This window comes from Streptomyces sp. HUAS ZL42 (assembly GCF_040782645.1).
In the GTDB taxonomy this organism is placed as follows: domain Bacteria; phylum Actinomycetota; class Actinomycetes; order Streptomycetales; family Streptomycetaceae; genus Streptomyces.
Genome location: NZ_CP160403.1, coordinates 1333302 through 1350888, shown reverse-complemented (window position 1 = coordinate 1350888; position 17587 = coordinate 1333302). Strand labels below are relative to the sequence as shown.

Genomic DNA, 17587 nt, shown 5'->3' with positions numbered 1-17587 from the left:
TGAACGGACAACTTCCCAGCCCGTCTTATCAGTTGAGGAACAGTTCGGCGGAGTCCCGCGGGGGATATCGTCTTCGGTTGTGCCGCCTTGACCGAGCGGTAGGAGCAGCCAGGATGGATCCCTTCGCCGTCGTCCCCCAGCGATTGGCGGACTTTCTGCGTCCGCATCTCGACGAGATCACCAAGGAAATCGAACACGAGGTACAGCTTCAGGTACCCGAATACGCGCGGCCCGCCGACGACGCGTATGTGCGAACCATCAGAGCCGGAGTCAGACGGGCTCTGACGCTCTTCGTGGACCGCATCGCCGACGTCGACCAGGATCAGGAGCGTGTCGCTCGCACCTACCAGGAGATCGGGCGGGGCGAAGCCGGTGAAGGACGTGGCCTGGAAGTGCTGCAGGCCGCGCTCCGGCTCGGCGGGCGGGCCGCCTGGCGGCGCCTGGCGAAGGCCGCCGACGAACTCGGGCTGGACTCCGGCGAGGTGGCCGCGCTGGCGGAGGCGGCCTTCACCCACATGCACGAGATCATGCAGGCGGCCACCGAAGGCCACGGCGAGGCCCGGCTGCACAGCACCGGCGAGTTGCAGCGCCGCCGCAAACGCCTGATGGACCTGCTGTTCGCCGATCCTCCGGCCTCCGCCGAAGCGGTCGAGGAACTTGCCCGCACCGCACGCTGGGCCATGCCCAGGCGTGTCGCGGTCATGGCTGTGGACGGAATCGAGCAGGAGGACGACGAACTGCTGCTGCCCGCCGGAGTGCTGGCCGACATGAGCGCACGCCCCGCACGCCTGGTCATCCCGGACCCGGACAGGCCCGGCGTGCCACGAAGGCACGCCCTCGCACCCGTGCTGCGCGGTCGGCCCACCGCGGTCGGGCCGACCGTCCCGCTGTCCCAGATCGTCGACTCACTGCGCTGTGCGGCACGGGCTCTGTCGCTGATGCGTCGTGGAATCCTGCCAGGTGACGGCGTGCTCCGGTGCGCCGACCACCTCTCGACGCTGGTCCTCTACGCGGACGAGCCGCTGATCCGGGCACTGTCGTCCCGGGCTCTGGCACCGCTGGCCGGAATCCCCGCACCGCAGCGTGACCGGCTGGCGGAGACGTTGCTGGCCTGGTTACAGAGCGAGAGCAGCGTGGGGGTGACCGCCGTGCGGCTGCACGTCCATCCGCAGACCGTGCGGTACCGGATGAGGCAGCTGGAGAAGGTGTTCGGCGAGGCACTGCGGGACGCGGAGGCCCGTTTCGAGTTGGAGATGGCCCTGCGGGCGAACGTGGCCTTCGGCCCGCCCCGCGAACGGGACCGTCCGGGCCCTGACCGTGAGCATTCCCGGCCGGCACCGGAATACGTCCGGCCCCCGGCGTCCCCCCTGCGCTCGACGGGCACCTGAGTGTCGCGCCACAGCCTGTTCCAGACCTCAGACGGGCGTCCTCCTGCGAAGAGGTGCTCACCGCCTCGTCGAACGTTCGCTGTCTCCGGTGTCCGGGGACGGGGCCGGACAGCCCGGGTGGGGGCGGGAAGAGGACGCCGGTTCGCCGAGGCCGGCCGCGGCGAGTTCCGGGCCGAGGAAGGGAGCCAGAACGGAAAACGTCAGACCCGGAAGCAGATCCGGCAGGTCGGCGGTCCGGCCGGCGGCGATCCGCCGGTAGATCGCGGAGTACACACCGCCGACCACCGTGTCGATCAACTCATCGACAGGGAAGGGGAGTTCGACATCGGGCAGGTCCGTGAAGAAGTCCCGGAAACGGGCCAACATCGCCTCGCGCGCCACCCGTCCCGCAGGCCCGACCGCGTCGATCTCCACGACGGCCATCGTCGCGAACGCGGGGGCTTCGGCCAGGATGCCGAGCAGCGCGCCGAGCCCGGCCCGCACCCGGCCCGGCCAGTCGGAGGCCTCTGAGTGGGCGTGCTCCATGGCGTCGAAGACCAGGGAGGTGCCATACCGGTGAGCGGCGAGGAAGGCGTCCTCCTTGCCGTCGAAGATCTCGTAGAAGACCGGTCGGGTCACGCCCGCGGCCCGGCAGACGTCGCTGATGCGAGTACCGGCGTAGCCGACCTCGGCGACGGTGTGCACAAAGCCGTCGAGCAGTCTGTCGCGCTGGTTGGCGGTGACCGCCTCGGGTGAGGTTCGGCGTGGGCCTCGTCGCAGCGAGCGCTCGGGGTCGCGTCCGGCACGGGTACCGGGCAGCACCAGCTGAGGAGGCGTCGACGTCCCTGCGGCCATGGCTCGTCCTCTTTCGTCGCGAACTCATGTGCAGTGTATTGACTTGAATACCCGTCAGGTTTACAACTCTCACAGGTTTTCAACTTGCGCGGACCTGCGGCCGTAGAGCCGCCGGAGCCGACAGTGTCACGCACGCGCAAGACCGCCAGCAAGTGAGCACTCCCCCCTGGCCTCGGGCCAGGGGCGCACATCGGACCAGCCGTTCCCGCAGTCCGGGAACCGCCTTGCCCGGGTCACCGCGTTCACCCCGAGTCGGGGCCGGCGAACCCGCACTCGCCACCTGCACTCACAGCAGAGGACCCCGCATGCCCAGGTTCACAGTCCCCGCCCTCGCCGCCACGGCCGCCCTGACGGCCCTGGCCCTTCTCCCAGCCGCTGCCGCCTCGGCGGACAGCGCCGTGCTCACCTACGGCAGCGCCGCCGGAAACGCGGTCTCCGTCGGCGACGTGCTCACCGCCTCGCTGGCGAGCGGCACCACAGCCACCCTCGCCACCACCAGCGACGGCACCTCCCGCATCGCCTGCACGGGATCGACGCTCTCCGCCACGGTGACGTCGAACCCCGCGGCCCCGGGCGTCGCCACCGAGTCCGCGACCTCCCAGACCTTCAGCGGCTGCACCAGCAACATCTTCGGCGTCACCGCGGTGCGCAGCATCACCGTCGACGCCCTGCCCTACGCCACCTCCGCCGCCTCCGACGGTACCGTCACGGTGACCCCGGCCCCGGGTGGCAGCATCCAGACCACGGTGGTGCTCTCCACCCTGCTGGGCTCCGCCACCTGCGTCTACCAGGCGCCCAGCCTCTCCGGAACGAGCTCCAACGGTGCCAGCGACCTGACCTTCACCAACCAGGCCTTCAGGAAGGTCTCCGGCTCGGCGCTGTGCGCGGGCAACGGCTACTTCACGGCCAGCTACGCCCCCGTGGTCGACAGCAGTGTCGCCGGTGCCCCGGCCGTCTACACCAACTGACAGCACGTCCGAGAGGACTCCCGTGAAACTGCTCAGCCCCCGAGCGCTCATGGCGTTCCTTGCGGTCGTGGTCTCGATCGCGCTCGCCACCCCTGTCCACGCGGCCTCCGGTAACCCCTACGAGCGTGGCCCGGCCCCCACCGAGGCGAGCTCACCGCCGTCACCGGCCCGTTCGCCGTCTCTTCCGTCACCGTGCCGGCGGGAAGTGGCCCTGGTTTCAACAACGGCACCATCTACTACCCGACCGACACGAGCCAGGGCACCTTCGGCGCCATCGTCGTCATGCCGGGCTTCGTCTCCGGGCAGGCCCAGATCGCCTGGTACGGGCCACGGCTGGCTTCTCAGGGCTTCGTGGTGATGACCCTGGACACCAATGCGTTGTGGGACTTCCCGTCCGACCGCAGCAGACAACAACTCGCCGCGCTCAACTACCTGACCACGAAAAGCTCGGTCAAAAGCAGGATCGACCCCAACAGGCTGGCCGTGATGGGGTGGTCCATGGGTGGTGGCGGCTCTCTGCAGAGTGCGGCGGCCAATCCGGCGCTCAAGGCGGCGATCCCTCTGGCGCCCTGGGACATCACGAACGTCGGCGAGCAGATCATCGTGCCCACCATGATCTTCGGGGCCGATGGCGACACCGTCGCCCCCGTCTCCACCTTCGCCCGGCCCGCCTACGATGCGCTGACCAAAGCCCACGAGAAGGCGTTCGTCGAGCTGAAGGGCGCCGATCACTTCACCTTCGCCAGCCCCAACACCACGATCGCCAAGTACAGCATCGCCTGGCTCAAACGCTTCGTGGACGACGACACCCGCTACGACCAGTTCCTCTGCCCGATCCCGAACGACCCCAATACCGCCGTCTTCGAGGGCACCTGTCCTCTCTGACCCATCAAGAGCGCGGCAGGCGCGGACCGTCCTCCGAGGACGGTCCGCGCCTGCCGCGCTCCGATCCCTTGGTGGTCGGAACAACCTCGAGAGCATCCTGTACGTCAACCGTGCCGGCCCAGGACATACGCAACCCTGACACAGAGCGGAAGCGGCAGGCCCCGGTCCGTCCGCCGGAATGCCTGCCGCTTCGCGTTACTGCACGTGCTCGGTGCCGCTTGCTAACGGATACGGTACGACCAGAGGTAGTACGGCGAGGGGGTGCCGACACCGCTGGTGTTGTCGTAGCCGCGGCCCGCCTTCAGCAGATGGTTGTCGCCGAAGTTCACAGTGACGGTCGGGACGTCCGCGGAGGCCGGAAGGACACTGGCCTCGTGGCTGCCGGGGCCGGTGGCGGTCAGGTCGGTGAAGGCGTGGCTGCCGGCGCGTGCGTAGATGGCGGGGTTCGCCCAGCCGATGTTCTCTCCGCCCTGCGCCTGGATGGCGGAGGCCTGAAGGCCCGCGAACAGCGGGCAGGCGAGGCTGGTGCCGCCCATGCTGGTTTCGGCGTAGCCGGTGCTGCCGTCGGACTGAGCCACGGTCATGCCGACGATGAAGCCGGTGAAGGGGTCGGCGGGCATCGACACGTCCGGGGTCACCCGCATCGGGTTGGCGACCTTCGTGCCGTTCGGCAGCGTCTTGGCGAGCTCGGTCGAGACCACGCCCTGCTGGTAGAAGGGCTGCCTGAAGAGGGAGCTGGTGCCGCCACCGCCGCCGAACACCCAGCCGCCCGGGAACCAGGCGTCGTTCAGCAGGTACCACGCATGGGTGCCCCACGCGGTGCTCCACAGTGCCTGGTTGCGTGCGCCGATGCCCATGCTGGTGCCGCCGACGGCGGTCACCCACGGGCTGGAGGCCGGGAAATGGGGCTGCGGTGTCGACGACTCGCTGAACATGCCGCACAAGGTGGCCGGGTCATCGGGGCCGCAGTTGCCCGTGGAGAACTGATAGCTGATGCCCTCGATGGCCCCCTGCGCGAAGACCCGGTTGAACTCGGCGATCGACGCCAGGTCCACGTCGCCGGTGGTCCGGTAGATGGCTGCGCCCCACGAGTTGGAGACGATGTCGGCGCCGTGCGTGTCGTTGATCGTCTGGAAGACCTTGAGGAATCCCGCGTCTCTGCAGGTGTTCGCGCCGTAGTAGCGCACGTTCGCGTCCGGCGCCATCGCGTGCAGGGCCTCGACGTCCAGAGTCTGCTCGATCGCCCAGCCGTTGGTGCCGCCGCAGCGGTTCAGGTCGGTCCACTGCTCCGGGGTGACCATCTCGGTGTACTGGCCGTCCCTGAACGGCTTGTCGCCGTGGTTCTCTGCGTGCTTGTTCGCGTCGGCGAGCATCGTGGGGGAGCCGTAGGCGGCGACGATGGCGACCGTAGCGCCCTTGCCGGTGAGCTTGGAGCGGGTGACGCCGTACGCGCCGCGCAGTTGGGAGGGCTTGTATCCGCACGTGACGTACGGGTTCTGCTTGCCGTTGAACGGAGGGACGGTGTCGTCCTTGACCTCGCCGTAGTAGGAGGAGCAGCGGGCCGGGCCGAGGAAGGTGGCGCCGTTGCGGCCCTTGGAGGCGGTGGCCTTGGCGCCTGTCACGCCCTTGGCGAGGCTCGTGGTGACCTGGCCGAGCGGGCCCGCCGGCCGCATCACGGTCGGCATCGTCGTCAGGCCCGTGATGGTGCCCACGTCCGCGGCGACCGCGGCGGGCACCTGCGCGTCGGCCGTCGGTGCGACGTAGCTCTCACCCTTGATCTTGTAGCTGCGCAGGGTGACGCCGAAGGCCTTCTGGATGGCCGGGGTGGTGCCGGTCACGGTGACACCGGCCTTGTCCGACGAGGTGATCTTCAGGCCGGCCCCGGTGAGCCAGGACCGCACCGCCTTGACCTGCGCGGCGGTGGCGCCGAAGCGCGCGTGGTACTCGGCGGGGGTGAGGTAGTGGCGGTAGAAGGGGCTGGTCGGCGTGGAGACGGCCTGCGCGTAAGCGGTCATGCCGGCGGGGTCCTGCCCGGCGTAGAAGACCGTGGGGGTCAACGTGGTGGAGGCGGCTGCCGCACCATGGTCGGCCGTCGCGGTGGCCCAGGCGGGGTGCGTGTGCGCGACCGCGGCCGTCGCCGAGGCGGCGGCGGGACTCGCTACGAGAAAGGCGCCGACGAGTGCGGCGGTCAGCAGCGTGGCCGCGGTCGGCGCGCCGCGGGGGCGGCTGGCGGAAGTGGTCGTCCGGCGTATCCGGCCGGTCCGGGACTCGGTGAGCAACTGGATCCCTTCCCCGGGGCGTGCCCGGGTTTACCCAGGCGGCGCCCTTGGCATCAGGGGTCGTTGACACCGCGGCGGCCGCTGTCCTCCTCGCGCCGCGGCGGGTGCAGCAGCGCCTCAGTGCACGGTGCCCTGCAGCCGACACCGCTCCCGATGAATATCCGGACCCGTCAACTCCTGAATAGTCGGAGGTTTGAGCGCTCCTGGCTCGCAATGTGTAGAAAAAGTAAGGCTCCCGACAGGACTCCCAGGTGAACGGCCGTCGCTGGGTGAGCAGTTCTGACTCCCGGATGACCCGCCGCCTCACCCACGACACCACCCCCAACTGGCGTGACACCGCCTCGCCGCCACGGCGCCAACTACCGTGGCATTGCCGGAGGGCGGCCGCCCACGCCTTCCTCGCCGTCGTCCGCGCCGCCGAGCACGCCCGCGAGCCAGCCCCGGACGGGCTGATCCCGCTCACCTGCAACGAGATCCATCGGCCGTTCACCACGCTCGTCGGCCGACCCGAGCACGCCGTAGCCCACCGGCTCGGCTGGTCCGACTGGCGACGTCGCCACCAGGCCCGAGCCCGGGCCAGCCACTACCGCCGACAAACCGCGACCCAGACATGAAGATCACGTTCTACAGCCGGAGTATTAGGCTGACTCCATGACCGAGCCGACGATCACTCAGCTCCAGCCCATGCCCGCCGACTGGCGGCGCGCCCTCGCGGTCGTCGCCCACCCGGACGACCTCGAGTACGGCTGCTCGGCGGCGATCGCCGCCTGGACCGACGGGGGCCGCGAGGTCGCCTACGTCCTGGCCACCCGGGGCGAGGCGGGCATCGACACGCTGGAGCCCGCGAAGTGCGGCCCGCTGCGGGAGCAGGAGCAGCGGGCGAGCGCGGCGGTCGTCGGGGTCTCGGCGGTGGAGTTCCTCGACCACAAGGACGGTGTGATCGAGTACGGCCCCGCCCTGCGCCGCGACATCGCCGCCGCCATCCGCCGCCACCGCCCCGAGCTGGTGATCACCCTCAACCACCGCGACACCTGGGGCGGCGTCGCCTGGAACACGCCGGACCATGTGGCGGTCGGCCGTGCGACCCTCGACGCGGCCGCCGACGCGGGCAACCGCTGGATCTTCCCGGAGCTCGTCGAACAGGGCCTGGAGCCCTGGAGCGGCGTCCGCTGGGTCGCCATCGCCGGCTCCGCCTCGCCCACCCACGCCGTGGACGCGACGCCGGGCCTGGAGCGGGCGGTGCGCTCCCTGCTCGAACACCGCACGTACATCGAGGCGTTGACGGAGGAGGACCCGGAAGCGTACGCACGGGGATTCCTGAACGGGGTGGCGGCGTCCGTGGGCGAGCGTTTCGGCGGCACGCCGGCCGTGGCCTTCGAACTGTTCAGCCGATAGGGGGCGTTCATGACCGGCACGGATCTGCTGGCGGTCCGGTTCGAGGAGCACCGCGGGCATCTGAACGCCGTGGCCTACCGCATGCTCGGCTCGCTCGCCGAGGCGGAGGACGCGGTCCAGGAGACCTGGCTGAAGCTCGGGCGTACCGACACCAGCGACATCCGCAACCTCGGGGGCTGGCTCACCACGGTGACCGGCAGGGTCTGCCTGGACATGCTGCGGTCGCGTACGGCCCGGCGTGAGCAGCCGATGGAGGACGACACCTTCGTCCCGGACCCCGTGGTCAGGCCGCTCGCCCAGGTCGACCCGGAGCAGGAGGTCCTGCAGGCCGACTCGGTCGGACTGGCGCTCCTCGTGGTTCTGGAGACCCTGGACCCCGCCGAGCGGCTCGCGTTCGTGCTGCACGACATGTTCGCCGTGCCGTTCGACGACATCGCACCCGTCGTGGAGCGCAACTCGGCGGCGACCCGGCAGCTGGCCAGCCGGGCCCGGCGCCGGGTGCAGGGCGCGACCGTACCGGCCGAGCCCGATGTTGCCCGGCAGCGCGAGGTCGTGGACGCCTTCATGGCGGCCAGCCGTGCCGGGGACTTCGAGGCGCTGCTCGCGGTCCTCGACCCCGATGTGGTGCTGCGTGCCGACTCCGGGGCCCTCACGGGTGCGGCCGCGTCGAAGCTGGTGCGCGGGGCGAAGGCAGTGGCCGAACAGGCGGTCCTGTTCCGGGAGTTCGCGCCCTACGGGCGGCAGGCGCTGGTCAACGGTTCGGTCGGGATCCTCAACGTCCGCGACGGGCAGCCGCTGTCGGTCATGGGCGTCACCGTCGCCGACGGCAGGATCGTCGCACTGCACATCCTGGCCGACCCCGAGCGCCTCGCGGGCCTCGATCTGCCGGACCTCGCCGGGTGAGTCAGACGGTCACGGGAAGTGGGCCCCGCGTGCGATGCGGGCCCACCGCCCGGCCGTCGGGCAGGAGCTCACCGGTGTCGTCGAAGACGATCGTGCCGTTGCACAGCAGGTACCAGCCCTGCTCGGGGTGGCCCGACACGATGACGGCGGCGTCGTGGTCGGGGCTGTCGGCGGAGGGGCACAGAGGCTGGTGAGTGCACATGGCGTCGCTCCCGGATGAGTTGGGCTCCTGCCTGCTTCGGCCGCTCCCCAAGTGGTAGCGCAGCTTGTTTTCCGTTGTATGAGGGGACACCCACAAGGCCGGAAATCCCTCGGTGAGGTTACGGGTCGTAGGCTGGGCGCCATGCAGGATCAGACAGCCGACCGGTCCCGACTGCGAGGCGACTGCGGCAACTGCTTCGGCCTGTGCTGCGTCGCCCTGCCGTTCGCCGCGTCCGCCGACTTCGCGATGACCAAGGACGCCGGGACACCCTGTCCGAATCTTCGGGACGACCACCGGTGCGGGATCCACGCGAAGCTCCGGCAGAAAGGGTTCACCGGTTGTACGGTCTACGACTGCTTCGGCGCCGGGCAGACGGTCTCGCAGGTCACCTTCGGCGGGCAGGACTGGCGTGGCGGATCGCGTGAGCACGCCCGCCGGATGTTCGACGTGTTCCCGGTCGTCCGGCAGCTGCACGAACTGCTCTGGTACCTGACCGAGGCACTCACCCTCCCCGCCGCCCGACCCGTCCACGCCGATCTGCGCCGCGCCCTGGAGCGGACCGAGCGGCTCACCCGGCAGACTCCCGGGGAACTCGTCGCGCTGGACGTGGCCGCACACCGTCAGGAGGTCAACGGCCTCCTGCTGAAGACCAGCGAGCTGGTGCGGGCCGGCATCCGCGGCCGCCGCAAGGAACGCCGGGGCGCGGACCTGATCGGCGCGCGTCTCAAGGGCGCCGATCTGCGCGGCGCCAACCTCCGCGGCGCCTACCTGATAGCCGCCGACCTCACCGGTGCCGACCTGCGTGGCGCGGATCTGATCGGTGCCGACCTGCGCGACGCCGACCTCACGGACGCCGATCTCACCGGCGCGTTCTTCCTCACCCAGCCGCAGCTGAACGCGGCCCGGGGGGGTGCCGGCACCGCACTGCCGACGTCAGTCACCCGCCCCGTGTACTGGACAGCGCGGCTCTGACGGCGTCACCTGGGCTTCCACCGCTCCCCGGGCCACTCCCGTACGCCGCTCCAGGCGCAGCCGCAGCCCCTCCGGCATCAGCGTCAGCCGCTCGGTGACCCGCAGCCGGTAGGCCGGATCGGGCCGCAGCTCGTAGCGGCGCAGCAGCAGTCCGAGGACCAGCGTCGCCTCGTGCAGCGCGAACTGCCGCCCGATGCATGCCCGCGCCCCGGTCCCGAACGGTTTGAAGGTGTGCGGCGGACGGGCCCGTACGGCGGCCACGTCGAAGCGGTCCGGGTCGAAGTGTTCGGCGTCCGCACCCCACACCTCGGGATCCCGGTGCAGCATCGCCGTCAGCACCAGCGCCCAGGCGCCCCGCCGCATCGGATGCCGCCCGCCCAGCACCGTGTCCTCCCGCGCCTCCCGCGCGAAGGCGGGCGCGGTCGGCCACAGCCGCAACGCCTCGTCGAGGACCCGGCGCACGTAACGCAGCTTGGCCACCTGGTCGTACCCGGGCACGGCGGTGTCGCCCCACACCCGGTCCACCTCGGCGCGGGCCCGGGCCGCGACGTCCGGGTGCCGGGAGAGGTGGTGCAGGGCGAAGGAGAGCGCGCCCGAGGTGGTCTCGTGGCCCGCGACCAGGAAGGTGATGACCTGGCGGCGGACGTTCTCCGCGGACAGGCGCTCGCCGGTCTCCGGGTGCGCGGTCTGCAGCATCCGGTCGAGGAGGTCGCCCTCCCCGCCCGCCGTACGGCGGGCCCGCACCAGGTCGTCGACCGTGCGGTTGAGGTAGGCGATGTCGGCCTCGTTGCGGCGGCTCGCGCCGCGCAGCACCAGCGGGGTCAGCGGCGCGGGGACCGTGTTGAGGCGCTGTGCGTAGGTGAGCGTGCCGATCATCGCCGTCACGAAGGGATGCGGACGGGAGCGTTCGAAGGAACCGAAGTCGTGCCCGAACCCGGTGCGCGCGATCGTCTCCAGGGTCAGCTTGGTCATGTCCCCGGGCACGTCCACCGGGCGGCCCGCCGCCGACGCGCGGTCCCAGTGGTCGGTGAGCCGCGCGGCCACGTCCAGCATCATCGGGTGGTAGGCCACCATGGCCTCGCGGCTGAAACCGGGCGCCAGGACGTCGTGCGCCAGTTGCCAGTTCGGCTCGTGGTTGTACGCCGTGAACAGCGCGTCCCCGACGACCGGCCGCAGATTGGCGACACCGAGCCCGACGTGCTTGGCGAAGCGCGTCTCGTCGGCCATGTCGGCGGCGAGGCCGGCACCCCACACGAACACGAACTCGTTGCCGAACACCTTGCGCCGGAAGATCGGCCCCAGCTGCCGCGCGTAGCGCAGGGAGTCCTGCAGAGGCGTCCGCCGGCTCGCGCCCAGCAGGTCACCGAGCAGGGGCAGCCGGTACGGCGGATGCGGTATGCGGTCCAGCTCGGGCCAGCCGAGCTCCGCGCCGCGGAACCCCTTCGGCAGTACGTCCCCTGTCGTCGTCCCCGCCATGACGCGATCTCCCTTGATCCGGCGACACGTTGCGACGCAGCGCATGTTGTACGTGGGTTCAATAACGCGGTTCAGTCTGGTCCTGTTGTTGAACCGGCGTCAAGTAAAGTGCGGGCATGGCCGCGAACCAGGGGGAGCGCACACGGCGCCGGCTCAGTACCGCGGAGCGCAGGGAGCAGCTGCTGTCGGTCGGGGCACGCCTGTTCTCGGAGAACCCGTACGACGACGTGTGGATCGAGCAGGTCGCCGAGATCGCGGGCGTCTCCCGCGGACTGCTGTACCACTACTTCCCGACCAAGCGGGACTTCTTCGCCGCGGTCGTCGAGCGGGAGAGCGAGCGGATGCTGCGTATGACGGCCGCAGTGCCCGGTGTCCCGGTCCGCGAGCAGCTCACCGCCGGTCTCGACACCTATCTGGAGTACGTCGAGGCCCACGCCCACGGCTACCGCGCCTTCCACCGCGCCGACGCCGCGGGCGACCGGACCGTGCGCCGGGTCTACCAACGGGCCCTGGCCGCACAGGAGCGCCAGATCCTGGCGGCCCTGGCCGCGGACCCGGAGTTCGGCCCGCTCTTCGAGGAGCGGCCGGACGTGCGGCTGGCCGTGCGGGGCTGGCTGGCGTTCACCACCGCGGTCTGCCTGGAGTGGCTGCGGGGCCCGGATCTGTCGAGGGAGCAGGTGCGCGATCTGTGTGCGCGGGCCTTGCTGGGGGTTGTTTCGCCGGCGGAGTGATCTCCGTATTGCCCGGATCCGAACCGTCCCCGTGGTTGGCGGACACCCCTGATCTTCGGTAGGTTAGGCAAGGCTTACCTAAGGAGGTCCTGGCATGGGTGACAGCCAGAGCTGGATCGCCGCGCCTGCCGCGGCGGAGCGTGCCCGGTCGGTGCTCGCCACGGCGTGGTCCTGCAGCGTGACCGCGAACGGCGGCCGCGAGGAACTCGTCGGCGCACACACCGTGGACGAGGACGGCCGGGTGCTTGCACACCTGCCCGAGGACAGCGCCCTGCTCGCGGCCGCGATCTGCGCGCCCCGCGGCGAGCCTTCCGCCGTGCTGGAGTTCGCCGACGTCGCACCCGTCCCCGTGCGCCACCGTATCCGCGCCCGGCTCTGGCTCGCCGGCTGGTTCACCCCCGAGGACGGGCACCTCGCCTTCCGGGCCACTCGCGTGGTACTGAAGCAGCCCTCCGCCGCCGTCGTCGTCGACCTCGAGGAGTTCGCCGACGCCGCACCCGACCCGCTCGCCGCGGCCGAGGCACGGCTGCTCACCCACCTCGCCGACTGCCATGCCGACGCCGTGGAGCGGCTCACCCGGCTCGTCGAACCCGACAGCCTGCACGGCGCCGTACGCGTCCAGCCCCTCGCCGTCGACCGGCACGGACTGACGCTGCGCATCGAGCGCGCCCGCGCCCACGGCGACGTACGCCTGCCGTTCCACACCCCCGCCGACGACGTAGGTCAGCTCACCGAACGCATGCACGCGCTGCTCGCCCAGGCGAGCGCCGCCTCCTGCCCCCGCGCCCTACAGCGGCAGCGCACAGACGGCGACGGGTGACGCGAACGGCTCGCCCGCGAGCCGCAGTTCACCGTTCGCCCCGTCCACGTGGAAGACGCTGACCGTGCTGGACCTCTGGTTCGCGGCGAACAGCAGCCTCCCGTCCGGCGAGAGCGCGATCTGCCGCGGGAAGTCCCCGGCCACCGGCACGGTGCCGAGCAGCCGCAGCCGGGCCCCGTCCGCCTCCACGGCGTAGCGCGCCAGGCTGTTGTGCCCCCGGTTCGCGAGATACGCGTACGCGCCGTTCGGCGTCACCACGAACTGCGCCGGATAGTTGGTGCCCTTGCCGCTGCCGGTGGACTGCGGCCCGCCGACGGTGAGCCGGCCGGTGGCCGGGTCGTACGCGCAGACCGCGACCGTGTCGTCGGACTCGTTGGCCAGGTAGGCGTACCGGCCGCCGGGATGGAACGTCAGGTGACGCGGGCCCGCGCCCGGCCGGGTGTGCGCCTGGGCGACCTCGGTGAGCCGGCCGGTGCGCGTGTCCAGACGGTAGGTGTAGACGGTGTCCGTGCCGAGGTCGACGGCGAGTACATGGCCGCCGTCCGGGCCGGTGACGAACTGGTGGGCGTGCGGGCCCTCCTGGCCCGGCCCCGGCGGCGGCGTGGAGTGCCTGACCAGGTCCGTGCGTTCGCCCAGCGCACCCGAGGCCCCGATCGGGTGCACGGCCACGGTGCCCGAACCGTAGTCGGCACTGAGCAGCCAGCGCCCGCCCGGGTGGACCGACAGCTGGCAGGGATACGCCCCGCCCGTCGGCCGGCTGCCCAGGATCCCGCGGTCGGAGAGCCGCACGGCGGTCACGGAACCCTTCTCCCGCTCGCTGACCGCGTACAGCGTCCGGCCGTCCGGGTGCACCGCGAGGTACGACGGGTCGCGGACGCCGGTGACGGTTCCGTCGCCGGTGACACGACCCGTCGTCGCGTCGTACGTGGCGAGGCCGATGCCCTCGCCGCCGCCCTCGGCCGAGGTGTACGTGCCGATGTACAGGGGGCGGGGACCGGACGGGCGCGCCGATGCCGGGGCGGAGGAGCCGGGCGCCACCTGCGGTGACGTGGCCGGGGTCTCCTCGGATGCCGGCCGAGTCTCCCCGGCCGCCGTCGGGGTGTCCGACGCGCCGCCGCAGGCGCCCAGAGCCGTGGCCGCGGCCGCCCCGCCCAGAGCGCCGACGAAGCGCCGCCTGCTCCAGCCGTCGTGCGACGCCTCCGTACCACTGCCCATGCCCGCACCTCAGGTCGTCGGTTGCCCCCGTCGTGGCAACCACCCTGACGCGGAACGCCTCCCGAGTGCAAAGACGGCCCGGACGCAACAACGGCGACGTCTACCAGTCGCCGTCCTCCACCGGCTTCCCCGGGGCGTCCTTGAGCGGCTTGACCTGGTGCGGTGCGGGTTCCTGCCAGGGGTCGAGGTCGTCGCCGAGCCAGTCGCCGACCGGCCTGACGCCCTCGAGAGTGCCCGTCGGGGCGAGGTCCTCGGCGTCCTGGTCGTAGTAGTCGTACCAGGGCAGGCCCGCCCGCGTGTACGCCGCGCGGTCCACGGGTGACGGCGGGGGCGCCTCGCCGGTGATACGGCGCCACTCCGGAGGGGTCACGAGATGGACGAAGACCCGCCCGGCGGCGTCCTGCGCCCAGTCCTTCAGCGGACGGTCGTCGTTGTAGACCTCCTGGCGCATCGAACCGCCGACCCCGAGGCCCATGGCCGCGGCGGCCCGGGGCCGACCCGCCGGAGCGGCCGCCGCAGCGGGTGCCGGTACGGCGCCCGGCGCGGGCGGGGCCGCCATGGGCAGCGCGGCGCCGTAGCCGCCGGCCGACTTCACGCGCCGTACCTCCTCGACCCGGCGCCGCTCCTCCTCGCGCCGCCACTCGGCCAGCGCCTCGTCGTTCAGCGGGAAGGACTGCAGCTGTACACCGCCCCACACCTCCTCGCCGGTGACCTGACCCTCCACGGTCGCGCCCAGACCGAGAGGCACCGCCACGAACTGGCGGACCGTCCCCTTGCCGGAGTTGATGCCGTCCAGCCAGGGCTGGCGGGGCAGCACGACGTAGTTCTGCGGGTGCCGCGAGAGCTCGCCGCTCCAGCGCTTGCCCGAGACCGCGCACACCTTGCCCACCCCGACCTGCAGTGCGGCCGGCTCGGTGGTCCCGGAGAAGCTCAGCCACATGGCCTCGCGCAGGTACACCGGCAGCATCACCCCGCCGCGCGCCCGCCACTGCTCGGGCACGGTGTCCGGGAAGTCGGAGACCCGCCGGACCGGGAACTCGCCGAGCCCCGGCGGCAGCGGGTGGGTGCCCGTCTCGGGCAGGCGCAGGGTGCGCACGAACCGCACCGCCACACCGCCCGGCAGCCGCAGCGTGTTCCCGTCGATCCGTACGGCGGTGTCGGCCATCGGCCCGCTCCCTCGATTCCCGCGCCGGCCCCGTCCCGGCGCTCCCTCACGGAAAACGCCGGCCGATCCCCGTACGGTTCCGCCACAGCTGCTCCTGAACGCCCAGGCGCTCGCGCAGCCGGGTCAGGCGGGGCATCCGTTCGCGCTGTTCCCGCGACACCCGGTCCAGTTCCTCCAGCAGACGGCGCGAGCGGTGCTCGGTGTCGAGTTCGTCGAGGATCCGGTTGACCTCGGTCAGCACGGCGCCGAGCAGCTGCCAGTGCCGGGTCTCGCGTTCGGACTCCTCACGCAGCAGCAGGGCCAGCTTGTCGCGGGTGCCCACCGCCGTGCGCAGTTCCGTGCTCAGCCGCGCCTCCGCCGACTCGGCGCTCTCGCTGAGGTGGGTGGTCACGAGCACGGCGAAGCTGACCACGGCGTCGGCGATCTCGGACAGCAACTGCTCCACGGCGGCACCCGTCGCCGGTGCGAACAGCGGCTCGGGTGCGCGGGCCTTGGCCAGGTCGGTGAGCGTACGGGCGAGCACCCGCAGCACGACCGTGCAGATCTCCAGCGTGTCCAGGCCGGTGCGCAGCACCACCCGGTGCAGCAGGCCCTCACTCACACGCGGATTGAGCCGCAGGCTGTCCTCGGCCTGCCGCAGCGCCGCGTCCACCTCGACGATGTCGTGGTCGAGCCGGCGCGCCTCGTGGAGCCGGGCCGTCGCCTCCTCGACGGGTGTGCGGCCGGCTGCCTCCTCGCCCACGCGCAGCATCAACTGCCGTACCCGGCGGGCCAGCCCCTCGATCGACTCGCCCGCCTCGTCCACCCACACCGGCGGGGCGAACAGCAGGTTGAAGGCCAGTCCGACGACCGCGCCGATCAGGGTCTCGAGCACCCGCGCCCAGGCCGTGTCCCCGACGGTGGTCACGCCGAGCACCAGCATCGCGCTGATCGCCACTTCGGGCACGTACTCGTCGACCCGCACCAGATGCCCGACGGCCAGCGAGGCCACGATCAGCAGGGCGAGGCTCCACCAGGTCAGACCCACCAGGAGGCTGAATGCGATGGCGACCAGGACCCCGGCCACCACGGAGTTCACCCGGCGGATGCCGTTGGTGAGCGTGGCGTACAGGGTGACCTGGACGACCAGCAGCGCGGTCAGGGGGGCGGTCAGCGGCGCGGCCTCGGGGCTGATGCGCAGCGCGATGACGTACGCGATCGTCGCCGCGGCCGCCGACCGCAGCGTCTGTACGACCACGGGATCCCGGCGGCGCTTCACGAAGCGCACGACGTCCGCCGACCACTCACGTTGCTCTTGCATCCCTTCGCCTGTTCCCCTTCCTCATGGGCATCCAACGCTTTACCGGACACATCGGACGTCCTCGATGCGGACCGCAACAGTCCGCAACGGAGCCTAGATTGTCCTCGTCGGCCAGTGGGTCGCGGGAGGGGTGCAGGGCGCCGGCTGAATCAGACGTACAGCTTGTCGAGGAAGGCGTTCAGATTGCCCGTCGTCCGGGCGATCTGCTCCTCCAGGGTCAGGCTCTCCTCCATCCGGAGCGTGCTCTGCGGGACCTTCTTGCCGCGTACGTACAGGGAACAGGCGAGGTCCGTGCACATGTACACGCCGACCGAGTTGCCCTCGCGGCCCGCCGCGCCCGCCTTGCGGGCCGTCATCAGCGAGACGCCGCCGCCCGGATGCGTGGTCAGGCACAGCGAACACATGCTGCGATGCAGAAATCCGCGCTGCGAGGGCGGGAAGCGCAGCGAGACACCGACCGGCCGCCCGTCCCGCTCCGTCACCAGATAGCTGCGGTCGGGCGCGCCCGGATCCCGCCAGCCGAGGAAGTCGAGGTCGTCCCAGGGGCGTTGGCCGAGATCGCGTGGGACGGCCAGACGTTTGGCCTCTCCCTTGGAGCAGTTGACGAACGAGTCGCGGATGTCCTGCTCGGTGAGGGAATTCATGGAGTGCCTCCTGGGGCCGATACTAGAACCTAGGGGTACTAGGTTTTGGCCTAGCGTAGAGGGCCAACAAGGGGGGAGGCTATGGATTTATCCCATGTCGCTCCCAGGTTTCGCGGGTCACCGCGGAGGTACTCGCGTGACGCCCCGACGACCCGAAGGGAGGACCCGTGGCCCAGCACCGTGAAGGCACAGGTCAGAACGGCGAGCCCGTCCCGCGGGACCTGCCGGACCAGCAGGCTCACTCAGGTGAGGACCCCTGGGAGGTCAGCGACCCGGAACAGCCGGACGAGCCCGACGAGGACGTCCCCGACACCGACGAGGCAGGTACGGGCCGGCAGGGCGCTCCGCACGCGGCCACCGTCCACCCCGAACACCCGGCGCCGGACGAGCCGACCGGCTGACCGCGACAG

17 protein-coding genes and 1 pseudogene are annotated in these 17587 nt (G+C 71.4%); 10 read left to right on the top strand and 8 right to left on the bottom strand.

Going from position 1 to position 17587, the window contains the following annotated elements; genetic code table 11:
• Positions 1-113: 113 nt before the first annotated feature.
• Positions 114-1388 carry a PucR family transcriptional regulator gene (locus ABZO29_RS06405; RefSeq protein WP_367319152.1) on the top strand — a complete coding sequence of 425 codons (1275 nt, stop codon included), beginning with the start codon at positions 114-116 and terminating at the stop codon, positions 1386-1388.
• A gap of 57 nt (positions 1389-1445) precedes the next feature.
• Here the strand turns inward: ABZO29_RS06405 and ABZO29_RS06400 are convergent, their stop codons facing one another.
• Positions 1446-2222, bottom strand: a complete 777-nt coding sequence (locus ABZO29_RS06400) for a TetR/AcrR family transcriptional regulator (protein WP_367319150.1) — start codon at positions 2220-2222, stop codon at positions 1446-1448.
• A gap of 305 nt (positions 2223-2527) precedes the next feature.
• Here ABZO29_RS06400 and ABZO29_RS06395 point away from each other — a divergent pair, with 305 nt between their 5' ends.
• Entirely contained in the window at positions 2528-3190 is a 663-nt protein-coding gene (locus ABZO29_RS06395) for a Tat pathway signal sequence domain protein (protein WP_367319149.1), read from the top strand.
• Between the two features lie 192 nt (positions 3191-3382).
• Positions 3383-4075, top strand: coding sequence for a dienelactone hydrolase family protein (locus ABZO29_RS06390; protein WP_367319148.1), 693 nt, complete (start codon positions 3383-3385; stop codon positions 4073-4075).
• Positions 4076-4296: 221 nt separating this feature from the next.
• On the opposite strand, the gene ABZO29_RS06385 is transcribed toward ABZO29_RS06390, so the two are convergent.
• Entirely contained in the window at positions 4297-6354 is a 2058-nt protein-coding gene (locus ABZO29_RS06385; protein WP_367319147.1) for a protease pro-enzyme activation domain-containing protein, read from the bottom strand.
• A 386-nt stretch (positions 6355-6740) separates the two neighbouring features.
• Between ABZO29_RS06385 and ABZO29_RS06380 the strand changes: the two are divergent.
• The 3 genes and pseudogenes from ABZO29_RS06380 to sigJ all read left to right on the top strand — a co-directional run.
• A pseudogene (locus tag ABZO29_RS06380) lies at positions 6741-6968 on the top strand (IS701 family transposase); the annotation flags it as partial.
• 37 nt (positions 6969-7005) lie between these two features.
• Positions 7006-7749, top strand: a complete 744-nt coding sequence (locus ABZO29_RS06375; RefSeq protein ID WP_367319146.1) for a PIG-L deacetylase family protein — start codon at positions 7006-7008, stop codon at positions 7747-7749.
• 9 nt (positions 7750-7758) lie between these two features.
• A complete protein-coding gene (gene sigJ, locus ABZO29_RS06370) occupies positions 7759-8652 on the top strand; it encodes an RNA polymerase sigma factor SigJ (RefSeq protein WP_367319145.1) in 894 nt (297 codons plus the stop codon).
• A gap of 1 nt (position 8653) precedes the next feature.
• Here sigJ and ABZO29_RS06365 read toward each other — a convergent pair whose 3' ends face one another.
• Entirely contained in the window at positions 8654-8854 is a 201-nt protein-coding gene (locus tag ABZO29_RS06365) for a DUF5999 family protein (protein ID WP_367319144.1), read from the bottom strand.
• Between the two features lie 141 nt (positions 8855-8995).
• On the opposite strand from ABZO29_RS06365, the gene ABZO29_RS06360 reads away from it, so the two are divergent.
• On the top strand, positions 8996-9826 hold the full coding sequence (locus ABZO29_RS06360) for a pentapeptide repeat-containing protein (protein ID WP_367319143.1): 831 nt from the start codon (positions 8996-8998) through the stop codon (positions 9824-9826).
• Here ABZO29_RS06360 and ABZO29_RS06355 read toward each other — a convergent pair.
• Positions 9788-11302 carry a cytochrome P450 gene (locus ABZO29_RS06355; protein WP_367319142.1) on the bottom strand — a complete coding sequence of 505 codons (1515 nt, stop codon included), beginning with the start codon at positions 11300-11302 and terminating at the stop codon, positions 9788-9790. The genes ABZO29_RS06360 and ABZO29_RS06355 overlap by 39 nt on opposite strands.
• Positions 11303-11418: 116 nt before the next feature.
• On the opposite strand from ABZO29_RS06355, the gene ABZO29_RS06350 reads away from it, so the two are divergent.
• Both ABZO29_RS06350 and ABZO29_RS06345 read left to right on the top strand, forming a co-directional pair.
• Complete coding sequence (locus tag ABZO29_RS06350; RefSeq protein WP_367319141.1) at positions 11419-12033, top strand: TetR/AcrR family transcriptional regulator; 615 nt, start codon at positions 11419-11421, stop codon at positions 12031-12033.
• Positions 12034-12127: 94 nt separating this feature from the next.
• Positions 12128-12853 carry a DUF2470 domain-containing protein gene (locus ABZO29_RS06345; protein ID WP_367319140.1) on the top strand — a complete coding sequence of 242 codons (726 nt, stop codon included), beginning with the start codon at positions 12128-12130 and terminating at the stop codon, positions 12851-12853.
• Here the strand turns inward: ABZO29_RS06345 and ABZO29_RS06340 are convergent.
• From ABZO29_RS06340 to ABZO29_RS06325, 4 genes are all read right to left on the bottom strand, one after another.
• Positions 12821-14068 (bottom strand): lactonase family protein, encoded by a 1248-nt coding sequence (locus ABZO29_RS06340; protein WP_367319139.1) that lies wholly within the window; start codon positions 14066-14068, stop codon positions 12821-12823. The genes ABZO29_RS06345 and ABZO29_RS06340 overlap by 33 nt on opposite strands.
• A gap of 100 nt (positions 14069-14168) precedes the next feature.
• Positions 14169-15233 carry a hypothetical protein gene (locus ABZO29_RS06335; protein ID WP_367319138.1) on the bottom strand — a complete coding sequence of 355 codons (1065 nt, stop codon included), beginning with the start codon at positions 15231-15233 and terminating at the stop codon, positions 14169-14171.
• Positions 15234-15279: 46 nt separating this feature from the next.
• Positions 15280-16533, bottom strand: coding sequence for an aromatic acid exporter family protein (locus ABZO29_RS06330; protein ID WP_367319137.1), 1254 nt, complete (start codon positions 16531-16533; stop codon positions 15280-15282).
• 149 nt (positions 16534-16682) lie between these two features.
• Positions 16683-17177 carry an FBP domain-containing protein gene (locus ABZO29_RS06325; protein WP_367319136.1) on the bottom strand — a complete coding sequence of 165 codons (495 nt, stop codon included), beginning with the start codon at positions 17175-17177 and terminating at the stop codon, positions 16683-16685.
• A 167-nt stretch (positions 17178-17344) separates the two neighbouring features.
• Between ABZO29_RS06325 and ABZO29_RS06320 the strand changes: the two genes are divergently transcribed.
• Positions 17345-17578, top strand: a complete 234-nt coding sequence (locus ABZO29_RS06320; protein ID WP_367319135.1) for a hypothetical protein — start codon at positions 17345-17347, stop codon at positions 17576-17578.
• Positions 17579-17587: the final 9 nt, after the last annotated feature.